The organism is Staphylococcus argenteus (assembly GCF_000236925.1).
Taxonomy (GTDB): domain Bacteria; phylum Bacillota; class Bacilli; order Staphylococcales; family Staphylococcaceae; genus Staphylococcus; species Staphylococcus argenteus.
In genome coordinates, this window is the sequence record NC_016941.1 from 2,132,866 (window position 1) to 2,147,926 (window position 15,061).

At 31.7% G+C, this 15,061-nt stretch carries 14 protein-coding genes; 4 read left to right on the forward strand and 10 right to left on the reverse strand.

The window, feature by feature from the left end:
• Positions 1 to 3: 3 nt before the first annotated feature.
• Together SAMSHR1132_RS10420 and deoC are read right to left on the reverse strand one after the other, a co-directional pair.
• Positions 4 to 1,305 carry a pyrimidine-nucleoside phosphorylase gene (locus SAMSHR1132_RS10420; RefSeq protein ID WP_001242296.1) on the reverse strand — a complete coding sequence of 434 codons (1,302 nt, stop codon included), beginning with the start codon at positions 1,303 to 1,305 and terminating at the stop codon, positions 4 to 6.
• 281 nt (positions 1,306 to 1,586) lie between these two features.
• Positions 1,587 to 2,249: a deoxyribose-phosphate aldolase gene (deoC, locus tag SAMSHR1132_RS10425; protein ID WP_000996041.1), complete on the reverse strand. Its 663-nt coding sequence runs from the start codon at positions 2,247 to 2,249 to the stop codon at positions 1,587 to 1,589.
• A gap of 315 nt (positions 2,250 to 2,564) precedes the next feature.
• Between deoC and deoD the strand changes: the two genes are divergently transcribed.
• Positions 2,565 to 3,275, forward strand: a complete 711-nt coding sequence (gene deoD / locus SAMSHR1132_RS10430; protein ID WP_000160307.1) for a purine-nucleoside phosphorylase — start codon at positions 2,565 to 2,567, stop codon at positions 3,273 to 3,275.
• Between the two features lie 123 nt (positions 3,276 to 3,398).
• Here deoD and SAMSHR1132_RS10435 read toward each other — a convergent pair whose 3' ends face one another.
• From SAMSHR1132_RS10435 to SAMSHR1132_RS10460, 6 genes are all read right to left on the reverse strand, one after another.
• Entirely contained in the window at positions 3,399 to 3,842 is a 444-nt protein-coding gene (locus tag SAMSHR1132_RS10435) for a Dps family protein (RefSeq protein ID WP_000070865.1), read from the reverse strand.
• Positions 3,843 to 4,049: 207 nt separating this feature from the next.
• Complete coding sequence (locus SAMSHR1132_RS10440; protein WP_001123296.1) at positions 4,050 to 4,463, reverse strand: thiol-disulfide oxidoreductase DCC family protein; 414 nt, start codon at positions 4,461 to 4,463, stop codon at positions 4,050 to 4,052.
• Between the two features lie 607 nt (positions 4,464 to 5,070).
• Positions 5,071 to 6,444, reverse strand: coding sequence for an EVE domain-containing protein (locus SAMSHR1132_RS10445; RefSeq protein WP_000123110.1), 1,374 nt, complete (start codon positions 6,442 to 6,444; stop codon positions 5,071 to 5,073).
• A gap of 470 nt (positions 6,445 to 6,914) precedes the next feature.
• Positions 6,915 to 7,145 carry a hypothetical protein gene (locus tag SAMSHR1132_RS10450; RefSeq protein WP_000808819.1) on the reverse strand — a complete coding sequence of 77 codons (231 nt, stop codon included), beginning with the start codon at positions 7,143 to 7,145 and terminating at the stop codon, positions 6,915 to 6,917.
• A gap of 30 nt (positions 7,146 to 7,175) precedes the next feature.
• Positions 7,176 to 8,114, reverse strand: a complete 939-nt coding sequence (locus tag SAMSHR1132_RS10455) for a type I phosphomannose isomerase catalytic subunit (RefSeq protein WP_001127968.1) — start codon at positions 8,112 to 8,114, stop codon at positions 7,176 to 7,178.
• Positions 8,115 to 8,566: 452 nt separating this feature from the next.
• Positions 8,567 to 9,232 carry an SDR family oxidoreductase gene (locus SAMSHR1132_RS10460; protein ID WP_001024087.1) on the reverse strand — a complete coding sequence of 222 codons (666 nt, stop codon included), beginning with the start codon at positions 9,230 to 9,232 and terminating at the stop codon, positions 8,567 to 8,569.
• 150 nt (positions 9,233 to 9,382) lie between these two features.
• Here SAMSHR1132_RS10460 and czrA point away from each other — a divergent pair, with 150 nt between their 5' ends.
• The 3 genes from czrA to SAMSHR1132_RS10475 all read left to right on the forward strand — a co-directional run bounded on the left by czrA (position 9,383) and on the right by SAMSHR1132_RS10475 (position 12,030).
• Positions 9,383 to 9,703: a Zn(II)-responsive metalloregulatory transcriptional repressor CzrA gene (gene czrA, locus SAMSHR1132_RS10465; protein ID WP_000003754.1), complete on the forward strand. Its 321-nt coding sequence runs from the start codon at positions 9,383 to 9,385 to the stop codon at positions 9,701 to 9,703.
• Position 9,704: 1 nt separating this feature from the next.
• A complete protein-coding gene (gene czrB, locus SAMSHR1132_RS10470) occupies positions 9,705 to 10,685 on the forward strand; it encodes a CDF family zinc efflux transporter CzrB (protein ID WP_000019747.1) in 981 nt (326 codons plus the stop codon).
• A 253-nt stretch (positions 10,686 to 10,938) separates the two neighbouring features.
• Positions 10,939 to 12,030: a hypothetical protein gene (locus SAMSHR1132_RS10475; protein WP_000495697.1), complete on the forward strand. Its 1,092-nt coding sequence runs from the start codon at positions 10,939 to 10,941 to the stop codon at positions 12,028 to 12,030.
• Between the two features lie 985 nt (positions 12,031 to 13,015).
• Here SAMSHR1132_RS10475 and SAMSHR1132_RS10485 read toward each other — a convergent pair.
• Together SAMSHR1132_RS10485 and SAMSHR1132_RS10490 are read right to left on the reverse strand one after the other, a co-directional pair.
• Positions 13,016 to 13,873: an HAD family hydrolase gene (locus SAMSHR1132_RS10485; protein WP_000370916.1), complete on the reverse strand. Its 858-nt coding sequence runs from the start codon at positions 13,871 to 13,873 to the stop codon at positions 13,016 to 13,018.
• Between the two features lie 67 nt (positions 13,874 to 13,940).
• A complete protein-coding gene (locus SAMSHR1132_RS10490) occupies positions 13,941 to 14,723 on the reverse strand; it encodes an ABC transporter ATP-binding protein (RefSeq protein WP_000909237.1) in 783 nt (260 codons plus the stop codon).
• Positions 14,724 to 15,061: the final 338 nt, after the last annotated feature.

Sequence of the window (15,061 nt, forward strand, 5' to 3'; positions counted from 1 at the left end):
CTCCTACTCTGTTATGATTTTATGAATTAACGTAGGCGATACCACTTGATCTTCAATTGTAATGCTTGTGTCTAATTTTTTGATGACATCATCTACATTTTGACGGTTACTATGAATTGTTAATAATGATTCGCCTGCTTCTACTTTATCCCCAATTTTTTTATTTAAAACAATACCAACTGCTAAATCAATATCATCTTCTTTTGTTAAACGTCCTGCGCCTAGCATCATTGAAGCTACACCAATGTCATTTGATACTAACTCCGTAACATAGCCTGAATTTTTCGCTTTGTAATCAATTTGATATGCTGCTTGAGGTAAACGTTCTGGATGATCGATTACTGTTTCGTCGCCACCTTGATTTTCTACAAAAGTTTTGAATTTGTCTAAGGCAGCTCCAGATTCAATCGCTTTAATTAATAGCGCTCTTGCTTCTTCTAGTGTGTCAGCTTTGTTAGCTAACACAACCATTTGAGAACCTAATGTTAATACAAGTTCTGTTAAGTCTTCTGGGCCATGACCTTTCAAAGTATCTATAGCTTCTTTTAATTCGAGCGCATTACCTATTGCTCGACCAAGCGGTTGATTCATGTCAGAAATAATTGCCATTGTATTTCTTCCAACATTATTACCAATTCTTACCATGGCATGCGCTAATGCTTCAGCATCTTCTAAAGTTTTCATAAAAGCACCACTACCTGTTTTTACATCTAATACGATTGCATCAGCACCCGCAGCAATTTTTTTACTCATGATTGAAGAGGCAATTAATGGGATTGAGTTAACCGTACCTGTAACATCTCTTAAAGCATACAATTTTTTGTCTGCCGGCGTTAAGTTACCTGATTGTCCAACAACAGCTACTTTATTATCGTTCACTAATTTAACGAATGTTGATTCGTCTATTTCTACATGGAAACCGTCTATCGCTTCTAATTTATCAATCGTTCCACCTGTATGACCTAATCCACGACCACTCATCTTAGCGACTGGAACGTCAACTGCAGCAACTAATGGTGCTAATACTAATGTTGTTGTATCTCCAACACCACCTGTTGAATGTTTATCTACCTTCACACCTTTAATGTCACTTAAATCAATCATATCGCCAGAATTAACCATCGCCATCGTTAATGCAGCTCTTTCATCATCATTCATATCTTGAAAATAAATCGCCATAGCTAAACTTGATGCTTGATAATCGGGAATGTCTCCTTTTACATATCCATCAATAAAGAAATTAATTTCTTCAGTAGTTAATGCATGACCGTCACGTTTTTTCTCAATAATATCTATCATTCTCATTTTTATCATCCTTTTTGTTAGAGCTTAGGACAGAGCATTTATATTTCTAATACTCATTTTGAATATATACACTTGAAAATTATTTTTTGTAAGCTATCGATGTCAAATTCTATATCTTGTTTCAAATGTAAAAATTTTTCTAAAACAGATTGATTCGTTACGATTTCACTTTCCCATAAATGTATATTCGAATCACAGAAATGTTTGATGATTTAAAGATCATTTCGACTCGCTTAAATTATGAACACTATGTCCCATGCTCATTATTTTTATTTTTAAACTTAGTAATCTGAATCTGCTTCTAAGCCTTGCATAATTTGAACGCCTGCGCTCGCACCAATACGTGTTGCTCCCGCTTCAACCATTTTGTTAAAATCTTCTAAATTGCGTACGCCACCTGATGCTTTTACTTCTACATCCGCACCTACTGTGTCTTTCATTAATTTAACGTCTTCTGCTTTCGCACCGCCACCTGCAAAACCTGTTGATGTTTTAACGAAGTCTGCACCAGCTGCTTTGGTTAACTCACTCGCTTTTACAATCTCATCACGGTTCAACAATACCGTCTCAATAATTACTTTCACTGTGTGTCCTTTTGCCACTTTAACTACAGCTTCAATGTCTTGTTGTACATCATCATAACGCTCATCTTTTAATGCGCCAATGTTGATGACCATATCAATTTCATCTGCACCATTTTGAATCGCATCTTTTGTTTCAAATGCTTTCGTTGCAGTTGTCGACGCTCCCAATGGGAAGCCAATCACAGTACAAACTAACACGTCTGAATCAGCTAGACGCTCCGCTGCATATTTAACATGCGTTGGATTGACACATACAGATTTAAAGTTGTATGCTTTCGCTTCATCGATAATTTTGTCGATTTGCGCGCGTGTTGATTCAGGTTTCAACAATGTGTGATCAATCAATTTTGCATCGTTCATTTTAATCTCCTCCTTTATGGTTGATTATAAAAATACAAATTAAACATTAGCTGTCGATGAGTCTATTTATTTTAAAAATATAATTATCTTGCCATTCATTTATGTAAACGCATACATGAACAGTTATACATTTTCATTTCCCAAAACATTTAAATACAATTGAACATGATACCATATTTACATTTGATGACTTGTCAACAAGCTAATCAGAAATATATTTTTATAATTCTTTAATTCTATAGTACAAAAATTCGCAAAAAAGGGAAACAAATGTTATCTTAAAACTATTAATGAATATTAAGGAGAAGATAACAAATGACAAAAGGTACACCACATATTCAACCAAACGGAGTAAAAATAGCTAAAACTGTATTAATGCCTGGCGATCCTCTACGTGCAAAATATATTGCTGATAACTTTTTAGAAAATGTTGAACAATTTAATGACGTACGTAACATGTTTGGTTACACAGGTACATATAAAGGAAAAGAAGTATCAGTAATGGGTTCTGGTATGGGAATTCCAAGTATTGGAATTTACTCATATGAGTTATATAATTTCTTTGATGTTGATACAATCATTCGTATCGGATCTTGTGGCGCATTACAAGAAAATGTTAACTTATACGACGTAATTATTGCACAAGCTGCATCAACAAATTCAAATTACGTAGATCAATACAATATTCCTGGACATTTTGCGCCTATCGCTGAGTTTGAGCTAGTTACTAAAGCTAAAAATGTTGCTGACCAAATCGGAGCTACAACTCACGTAGGTAATGTATTATCTTCTGATACATTTTATAATGCTGATTCAACATTCAATGATGCTTGGAAAAAGATGGGTATCTTAGGTATAGAAATGGAATCAGCTGGTTTATATTTAAACGCAATCCATTCTGGTAAAAAAGCACTTGGTATCTTTACAGTAAGCGACCATATTTTACGTGACGAAGCAACAACACCAGAAGAACGTCAAAATTCATTCACGCAAATGATGGAAATTGCTCTAGAAATTGCAGAATAAATTAAATTATATCGATAGCGCATCATAATTTTTGATGCCTATTTTTCCAAATAAAAAGCCAACATTTAATGGTAAAGTGACCATTAAATGTTGGCTTTTATCTATATCATTGGTTATCTATAATTAGCTTAGGTATGATTTAAACATCCAGTTATGTTTATCCACTGACGTTTGCATTCCAATAAACATATCTTCTGATACATCATCACCGGCATTTCCAGCAATTTCAATTGCTTTTTCTAACTGTTTAGAAATGTTTGTAAAATCTTGAGATAACTCTTCTACCATTTGTTCAGCAGAATAACCTTTCGCAGCTTCTTTCACAATTGATTGCTCTAAGCATTCAGTTAAAGTACCTACAGGGTTCCCACCTACTGCTAAGATTCTTTCAGCTAATTCGTCTACATATTGGCTTGCTTCATTATATAATTCTTCAAATTTAACGTGTAATGAGAAGAAGTTAGGTCCTTTCACATACCAGTGGAAATTATGTAGTTTAGTATAAGCTACAGTCCAGTTTGCTACTTGTTGGTTCAATTCTTTAACAACATCTTGTTGATTACTCATATTTAATACACTCCTTAAAATTGTTAATTATCTTTCCTTGTTTATATTAATTATTATATTATAATGATTCTAATCTGTAAAGTGTTTTTATCCTCTTTTTTGTAATCATTCTAAATTAGCACTTTATGTTTTATCACATAATCATCTACTAATTAACTATACGTAATTATGCTTATATATATATTATCAATTAGAAGATAGATTTTATCAATCAGTTAACTTTACTTTAGCATTATCATCTAAAAAGAATGATTTTTCATATTCATTTGGTTGGTGCCACGTAGTTTTCCACATTCGATTTCGATTATTAGCAAACATTCGATATCCAAAATTACGAATTGGTTTTGGTACTATCCATAAACCTACGCCAAGTAGTTTAGTTGCATTAGGTAGAGCTGTGATTAATTTAATAATTGCTTGTGATTCAAAATATATTTTGTCACCTTTCTGCAAAATCACACTATTTTTATTTGCAGCTTCTGGATGTTGTTCAAAAAATTGTTGTCCGATTTCACCTTTTAACGTAGCAAATTGATAATTTTTTGGTAAGTCATGTTGAATTAACCAAATGACATAGTTATAACAGTATATACAGTTCCCATCATAATATACGATTGGCATAATTTATTAACTCCTTTATGAATAGTTATAGTTAGTTTTCCTTATTTAAAAACATTTAAACCAAGTTGTCACTTTATAAGTCCTAGAGACACGAAATTGACATAAAGTTTTATTTAATATTATGCATTTATCGCGTACCACATTTAAAATACAATCATAATTTTAATCATTTTCAGTAGTAACCATCATAATTACAGATATATATACATCATTTCTTCGTTTAATAAATCCCATTATTTATCACAAAAAGTTTCTTTTAATAAAAAAAACGACTATTATTAGCATTCAACATTTTAGTTTTCTGTTCTTAAAACAAAAACGAGCAATCTATAATAAGTTTAATACTTAACTTATGATTACCCGCTTTATATTTATATGTGGTTTTTTATTTTTTCAATATCTACTTAGAAAGGAGCATTTCACACTATCCTAGGCTCTACAATATTATATTAACAGTTGATGACTCAATGAAAGTGCGCTTTTAACAAGCTTTTTCAATTCTACTCAACCTATACAGCCGGGCCCAACTTACAAATTACCTGTGGCCAATGTGTAAGAACCACTACATATTAAATCATTATTGATTTTTAACTGTCCTACTCCTATTCTAGTCGTGTTTAACCTTAACGATACGTGTATATTTCAAAAATTGTTCTGAGTATTTAGCCTTAATATCTTCCAAACTATCATATGTAATACCTACAATATGCCAATTAGGATTGAAATAATAGAAAGAATCTTTTTGTCGAGACCATTTAATCATATTGCCATCTTTATTATATCGTGGCAATGTTACTTCATATCCTTCTAAAACATTAATATATGTTTGAAAAATATCCGGATCAATTCGATTAAAATTATCAATAACTAAATAACTTTTGTCCTTTTTCGGCATGAGCTGTGTAATAAAACCTTCGCGATAATATAATGCTCCTGTTTCATTTGGTAAATATTTGCCGTATAACATATCTTCTGAAAAATCAGGATGTCCAGTTGTAATGACTGGATTGGCATTAGCTTTTTGTAATAAATCATTCGCAGCCTTTAAACCTTCTTCTTTTTGGTCAACGACTAACATGATAAATGGTTTTAACGTTTCTTCTTTTTCATCTTCAAGTAAGTCTGGTTTCTGAACCATTTCAAAAGGTGACTTCAAACCATTATTTTCACTCACTTCAAGAATTGCATCATACTGCGCCTGTGACATACTTGCAATTGCTTGCTTAGCATTTTCTTGAAGGAAATATAAATTTTTCAGTTTAGGATGTTTATTTAAAGTACTCAAAGTGATTGGAGTTATATCTTTTTCATAAGACACTTCAATTACCGTACTATTAGTTCTACCTGGAATTGGTGGTTTCTCATGAATATGTTTTGATACCTCTCCAATACCAACGACAGATTGATTTTTCGTTCTATTATAAAAAATAATATTGTCGCCTTCTTCTAACTGAGTATAAAAATGATAACCATTACGTTTAATACCATTGTATGTATGTGTATAAATCGTATATTGGTGACCAGGCTCAAATTCTTCTGTTTCAGCTAAAAAGAAATAACGGGGGATTTTAATTTCCCCTTTTCCAAGTCCGCTAATTAAATCAAACTCTTCAGCTGTAATTTGATTGAACAATGTTTCTTTCATATTACTTATACGAAATTCTAATGCTTCACTACGTTTCAAATAATCAGCCGTTAAAGGTTTCAATTGCTCATTAAAACGAAACTTTACACGTATTTTATTTTGTGCTCCTGTTTCAACACTAATAATCTCACCACATCCAAGTAAACCAGTATCTGTTTGAACTTGATAAAAGATGACTTGATCTCCTACTTTAGCTTTTTTGAATGCTCTAAACCCTTGAGATGGATTAAAATGTGCTCCCGATTCAAATAAAGCTGTTTGACCAACTAACGGTTCATTATGATTCCAACGGTTATATCCACAATTCAACCAAAAATAATTTGCTTCTGCTGTCATCTTAATACTCCTTAATTCACTGCGTTTTTTTCGCATTGTTATTATTCCTAATAGCTTAGTCTATTAGATAAGTCATCCTATTTTGCAATGCAAAAAGTGTGACTTTATACCTGTTTAATAATAAAAATTGTTACAAATAGTTTAACATATTTAGTAACCTATTTTGCATATAAATCATACTTTGAATTATCAGAGTTAAGTATTCATTAATCTTAGATACTAAAAGCCACTATGCTCCTGAAAATAAAAAATCATATACAAACACCCTAAGTAAGTAGTATTTACCAATTAAATTTAGATATTATATGATATCAATCCTTTTCACCATATAAAAAACCCCTCTCTATAGTATCAGCGAGGGGATTCGTTTATTAGTATATACATTTGCGTTATTATATCTATAAAAAAACGGTTATCTATTCTAAATGTTAATTCGTCAATTTACATTAGCTAAAACGTTTTAATTATTATTAGTTAGTAGCTACAAATGTGCCAAATAACGGCAACATGTTAATGAGCACTGCACTGAATTTTAAAGATGTACTAATTTGTTTATCTTTAAATGTAATTACAGCACTGATAATACCTAAAATAGCTACGATACGTGGTACCGTCATACTTGGATATTGTGGTATATGTAAAAAAGCACCGAGGCCGGCTATGACACCACATACTAACGCAATATAAAGAAATTGCTTCATTTCATTAACTCCTAAATGATTATTGAATTGCTAAACGTAACTAATCATCAATGTGAATTCACCTTCAAAGACACTGTCCAAATCTTCTGAAGTTAAAATAAAGTTAGTGCCTGTTGTTAGTTTGAATATTTCACCATCTACAATAATTTGACCTTCTCCTTGCAACACTGTCACTAAGCAAAACTCTCTTGGTTTCATATAATTCAGCGTACCTGAAATCTCCCATTTTACCAACGTAAAGAAATCATTAGATACGATATGCGTACATTTATGATTTTCAATAATTTCACTTTCTGGCAAAATATTTGGCAGTGGCGCATTATATTGAATAACATCTAAAGCTTTTTCAATATTTAAAGGCCTTTCATTGTTTAAATCATCTTCACGATTATAGTCATATAGCCTATATGTAATATCTGAGGATTGCATCGTTTCGTAGGCCAGAATGCCCGATGTAATTGTATGTACCGTACCTGCAGGGATAAAATAAAATTCGCCTGGCTTTACTTTAATATATCTCAAAATTGACTCAACTGTACCTTGTTGCACATGATGTGCAATTTCTTCTCTAGATTCTGCTAAAGTGCCTATTACAATTTCTGCATCCTCTTCCGCATCAATAATATACCAACATTCAGACTTACCATATTGCCCATTTTCATGCTCATAAGCATATGAATTATCCGGGTGCACATGAATTGATAGCGATTCTCTCGCATCCACAATTTTAGTTAGTAGCGGAAAATCTTTACTCGGAAAATCACCAAACAATTCGCGATGTTCTGACCAAACTTGGTCTAATGTTTGCCCTTTATATGGCCCATTTATGATTTCGCTTGTACCATTTGGATGTGCGGACACACACCAGCATTCTCCAGTTTTATCATTGTCTAGATGATATCCGAACGTACTTAAACGTTGACCGCCCCATAATTTTGTTTTTAAAATTGGTTGTAAAAATAATGGCATTGTTGCACCTCCATTGTATTTAAGTAAGCAATAGAACTCTGATGATGTTGTTCCATTATGTTTTTCATTGTCTCATTTAAATCGAATCATAAATTCGTACAATATAAAATTAACTAATAGTGATTGTATCATATTTAACATTATTGCAGTACCGTCAATTAAAGCGCTTTAATGAAATTTACAACGCCTATACATTTACAATTCTCACATAAACAAAATATGATATAACGCAATTAATTGTTGTATGCTTCTTATTAAATTTACTCGCTCATTATACCAATTAATAAACAACTTTAATAGTTGTGTCATACATTGTTCAATTTCTTTGTAAAATACATGTTTATCATGCAAACATTCATTTTTAATATTTATCTTGGAATAAATCGTTCCTTTAAATAAATAAAACGAGTTACGAAAGTGTAACTCGTTGAAAATGAAAAGTATATTCAAAATTAATCAACGTCATGTTGAAATGATGTTAATGCTTCTTTAATGTCTTGGTCACCACTAATAATTTGAAATTCTTGGTTATTATAATGATTTGATGTAACAATTTCTTTTAAAACAGTCGCAACATCTTCTCTAGGTATTTCGCCTTTACCTTCAAAATATTGTGCAGCTTCAATTTTTCCAGATCCTGCAGCATTAGTTAATGCACCCGGATGTAATATTGTATAGTTTAAGCCCGAACGTCTTAAGTAATCATCTGCGTAATGTTTAGCAATCGTGTATGGTTTTAAATCACCACTTGCATCGAAAGCTTGTCGTCTCGAATCATATGTTGATACCATGACATAATGCTTAACACCCGCTTCTTTACTAGCAATCATCGATTTAACAGCACCATCTAAGTCAACGATAATTGTTTTATCTGCCCCCGTACTTCCTCCAGATCCTACAGAAAAAATAACTTTATCAAAAGGTTTAAATGTCTCAGTTAATGTCTCAATTGAATCATTTTCTACATCAACTAACGTTGCTTTCATACCTTGTGATTTTAACGCGTTTAATTGATCTGATTGTCTAACACCTGCTGTAAATGCCACATTTTCTTTTGCTAATTGTTGCACTAATAATGAACCTACGCCACCATTAGCACCTATAACTAAAATATTCATTTACATTTTCCTCCTTTTTAATAGCCACTATGCCATACCACGTTCTGCACTTTACAAAACTTTAAACACCATAAAAAAGATTTGACATCCGATTAAGAACATTATAAATTAATATATGAACAAATATTCATATGAAAGGATTGTCATATAATGTCAGAACAGTATTCAGAAATACATACAGATACTTTAGAACGAGTCACTGATATTTTCAAGGCATTAGGTGATTACAATCGAATACGTATTATGGATTTACTATCTGTGAGCGAAGCAAGCGTTGGTCACATATCACACCAATTAAACTTATCTCAATCGAATGTCTCTCATCAATTGAAATTACTTAAAAGCGTTCATCTTGTAAAAGCAAAACGACAAGGTCAGTCAATGATTTACTCATTAGATGACATCCACGTAGCAACTATGTTAAAGCAAGCTATTAATCACGCGAATCATCCTAAAGAAAGTGGGTTATAATATGTCTCATTCACATCATCATCACGACCACATGCACAGTCATGTGACAACAAATAATAAGAAAGTATTGTTTATTTCGTTTTTAATTATTGGCTTATACATGTTTATCGAAATCATCGGTGGTCTTCTTGCTAATAGTTTGGCATTATTATCTGATGGTATCCATATGTTTAGCGATACATTTTCATTAGGTGTTGCACTTGTGGCATTTATTTATGCTGAAAAAAATGCCACAACTACGAAAACATTTGGTTATAAACGCTTCGAGGTGCTTGCAGCATTATTTAATGGTGTAACACTTTTTGTAATAAGTATTTTGATAGTTTTTGAAGCGATTAAACGTTTCTTTGTTCCTTCAGAAGTTCAATCAAAAGAAATGTTAATCATTAGTATTATTGGTTTAATTGTCAATATCGTTGTTGCATTCTTTATGTTTAAAGGCGGCGACACTTCACACAATTTAAATATGCGCGGTGCTTTTCTACATGTTATCGGAGACTTACTAGGTTCAGTTGGCGCCATTACTGCAGCTATTTTAATTTGGGCATTTGGATGGACAATCGCCGATCCTATCGCAAGTATTTTAGTTTCAGTTATTATTTTAAAAAGTGCTTGGGGTATCACAAAGTCTTCAATTAATATTTTAATGGAAGGCACACCAAGTGATGTTGATATAGATGAAGTTATAACTACTATTAAAAAGGATTCACGAATACAAAGCGTGCATGATTGCCATGTTTGGACAATTTCGAATGATATGAATGCATTAAGCTGTCATGTTGTTGTAGACCATACATTGACAATGAAAGAATGTGAATTATTATTAGAAAATATTGAGCATGATTTATTACATTTAAATATTCATCATATGACTATTCAATTAGAAACACCTAATCACAAACATGATGAATCGACTATATGTTCAGGAACACATAGTCATTCACATAACCACCATGCTCATCACCACGCACACGTACATTAATGATTTTAACCTACTCCCATTGATTAAACTTTTCAATGGGAGTAGGTTTTTTTGGGGTGCCTCGTTTGATTTTTGATGACGCAATGTTTATTATCAAATTTTCAACTATTATTTCTCACATTAGTCATATTTTTGACAATTTACTATTCTAATACTCTAACTTTAGTCACTTTAATTAAATTTTATTAGATATTAATATGAAAATAACGTGTTTTTTGTTATTGTATTTATATGAAGAAAAGGAGGCACCACTTTGTTTACTTACTTTAAATCAGCATTAAAAAATGCTAAACCACAATTATTACTAACATTGATATATTCATTTATAGCATTTGCTGTAATTGCAGTTGTATATTTACTTGCTAATTTTCAGCTTGCTAAGAGTGTACAAACCATTTCAATTTATTCACAATTTGGGCAACAACCGCCAGGAGATGCATACTTGTTTGTTATCGCTATATTACTTATAGCAGCTGCACTTTCACTGTTTGTTTTCACTCAAATTTTCATCGGCATTATAAATGTTATGAAACGAGCAATGAAAAATGAGAAAGTACAATTTACCAATCTATTTATTGCATTTAAAAAAGGTAATTATTTAAAGAGCGTTATTATTGGGCTTGTATCTATAGCAATGCTTATCGTTCTTTCACTTCTGACATCATTACTGTACAAATTATTATCTCCAGTTTTAGAAATGATTATGAATTCAGTACAATCATCAGCTGCAGATAGTACACACATGATTGGTATCGCTATTACAACTCAAAGTATCATAATCATTGTTGTTTCATTGATTAAAGCAATAATTACTTGGTTATTGTTAATACCTGTTTTCAACTTTATGACTAGTTTCGTTGAATCAACTAACTATAAAGTAAAAACACACTTAGCTAATGGATTTAAAGCAATGAAAAATGGTCAAAAAACATTTATCAAATTTTTCATTGGAATTCTCTTATTAAACTTAATTACTATTTTATTTAAAGTACCTGTTGGTTACTTGATTACATTAAATACGCAATCACTCTCTCAAAATGTTGCAGAAAATATCATAAAAGTTTATACAGTACTAACAATCATTTTATTTGTTGTTATTCATGCAATCATTTTAATGGGTATCGTGCAATATTACTTAAAACGTGGTCAAAAAATTACTAAACATAAAGTAAAATCAGCTGACAAAAACAAAAATGTCGTGACTGAACCAAAAAGTACAAAAGTAGAAAATGAAAAAGTGACAACATCTGTTGAAACAAAAACAGAAAAAGCACAAGATTCATTAAAAGATGAGACTACAAAAACGATTACTTCAGATAAACCAGAAGACAATCAACCAAAATAAAATTTAGAGCCCCTTACAACTTTAGTTGTTAGGGGCTCTTATGCATGCGCTTAGCGCAGGCGCTCCTACTTTTCAACTTTAGTTGTTAGGGGCTCTTATGCAGTTGATGCGCAGCATCCAACTGTGTTCCTCTTATTCTACTTTAGTTGTTAAGGGCTCTTATGCATGCGTTTAGCGCAGGCGCTCCTACTTTTCAACTTTAGTTGTTTGGGGCTCTTATACAGTTGATGCGCAGCATCCAACTGTGTTCCTCTTATTCTACTTTAGCTGGTTAGGAACTCCTTTCTAAAATAACTAAGTGCATTGTCTATACATAGTTGGGTAAATTCTATTAGAATAAATATTGTTAAACAGCGACCTCATTAATTAAACGAGAAACTTTAGTAACTGATTAGGAGTAACCACTATAACCATAGGCATCACCACTTTATTAAGAAATTAGCCATCATCTATTCAAATTGCCCTATAAATATTTGAACATGAACATGTTTAAATATTTATAGTATAAGGTTTTTCATTTCGTTAACAACTCGATAAACAAGGGATAGAATGGTTGTCAGACACTGAATTACGGAATTATTTATTTGTTACAGATGATAAAGATAAAAAAATAGTACAAACATGATAAAATTGTGCATGTCTAAACAATCAAAAATGTACATTATTAAATTATCATTGCCATTCAACTAAGTGTAGACGATTCAAATAGTGTTGGTTTTACAAGATAATTTAAACTTATAACCATTCAACATAAAAAGGAGATGTAACCATGACATATGGATCAATTATAGCTATACTCTGCGCGCTATTTGTAGTGTTCTTTATTCCATACATGGAGAAGAAAAATAAGAAATAGCACAAGTGTTTGAAGCAAAATATTTATAAGCACACAAAAAAGCAGTAAGACATTTTCTAATCGAAAATAACTTTACTGCTTTTGTGTATATTACTCATCAACTATTGTAAATTAAATATAAAAACACAATTATTCAGCTAAAAAATGATCTGCTAAATATTTAGCTGCGCCATCTTCTTCATTCGTATATGTCGTTACGTCTGAAGTTAATGCTTGTATTTCAGGGCGTGCATTTTTCATAGCAACTGTATGATGACCAAATTCAAACATTGCTCTATCGTTATCACTGTCTCCAATAACCAATGTTTCATCTTGACGAATGCCAAAGTGTTCAATCATTTCTTTAATACCCGTCCCCTTATCAGTTTGATAAGCCATTGTTTCTGCATTAAATCTCGATGAATTAGAAACACTGATATGTAGTTGCACATGATTTTGCTTTAATTCATCTCTAAATGTCGTGATTTTTTCTAAATTCGAACTGAAAAGATAAATTTTGGAATATTCACCTTTCGGAAACTCACTTACCCACTCAATCTTACCTGCAAGTGCATCTTGTCGAGAAGACCATTCACTATGACTCACACCATTAATGGGATCTTGACTATGAATCATCTCTCGCATCCATGTTTCATCTTCTTTTAAAGCTACTCTATTTCCTTCAAATGGGAATACTTCATAATAAATATGTTGTTGCTTAGCTAAATTAACTATTTGTTTTACCTGAGTTAAAGATAAACCATGTTTAAAAATAATTTGCCCATCTACTTCACCAATAGTACCATTTGAACTAATAATACCATCAACAACAAAATCTTGAGGAACTAGTTGATGTATTTCAGAATGTGAACGACCAGTTGCTAAAAATACTTTGAACCCTTTTTCTCGCAACTGCTTAATAACATCTTTGGTATAAGTTGTCGCCTTATTATTCTCATGTAAAATCGTACCATCCATGTCTAAAAATATTGCTTTTACGTTATCCATATTATCCTCCACTATCAATACTATATTAATTAAATTGTGTCATTATTACCTAGTATTTGCAAAGTATTTACTCGAACATCATCATTGAAAAACGTTGTTTCCATCGTTGAACTTTTACTTTTTTTCGGAAGAAATGAGACATGTTTTCAGATGTTAATATTTCTTCTACAGCACCTTGTTGAATACTCTGACCATCTTTTAACAGTAAAATTTTGGAAAAGTTGGCAGTGATTTCTTCAATAAAGTGCGTTACATAAATCATTGCTAGTGTTGGATACGTATCTGACAGTGAGTCTAATATGTTCAACAGCGACTCACGAGCAATAAAATCTAATCCGGCTGCTGGCTCATCTAAAATTAAAATACGTGGTTGCCCCATTAATGCTCTAGCAATCATTACACGTTGTTTTTCACCAGTAGATAAATAACCTATAAATTGTTGAGCTTTATCAGACATTTCTACTAATCTTAGCAATTGATGTGCTTCACTTATAATGTCATCATCCACGTTTTTATAAATACCTATAGATTTAAAAGCACCACTCATTACAACATCTATTACCGTTTCACCCTCTTGAAATTTCTCCAATAAGCTATGTGATACAAATCCAATTTGTTGACGTACATCGTCTGCAGAATAACCTAATTTACCTGGTATTTTACCGAATAGATTAACAGTTCCAGATGTTGCAGGTTCATATGCATTTAAAATATTTAGTAGTGTTGTCTTGCCAGCACCATTTAAACCATATAGAATCCATTTATCACCTTCATTAATTTGCCAAGAAACATCTTGTAATATAGGCTTACCTTGTTTAAGACGCCCAACATGATTCAATGTGATTAACATATGCACCCCTCCCTTTTTAAGGCAATGTTCAATACTTTAAAATTATCGTAACATATTATAACGAATTGTCAGACTATTATAATAAATTAAAGTATTTAGAATCTCGTTTTTTATATTCAAAATCAAAAATCAGACAGATGAAAAGTAAAATTTTCCATCAGTCCGATTTATTATATAAGTCAAAACACGATAGTATAATTAAACAAAAACACCCTATTAGACATATCATCTAAAAGGGTGCCTTTTATACTTAAATTTTTAAAACATGTGTGGGTTTGGAATAAAGATTGATTAAAACTTAACAAGTTAAGACATGAGTTAAAATTGACTTACAATTT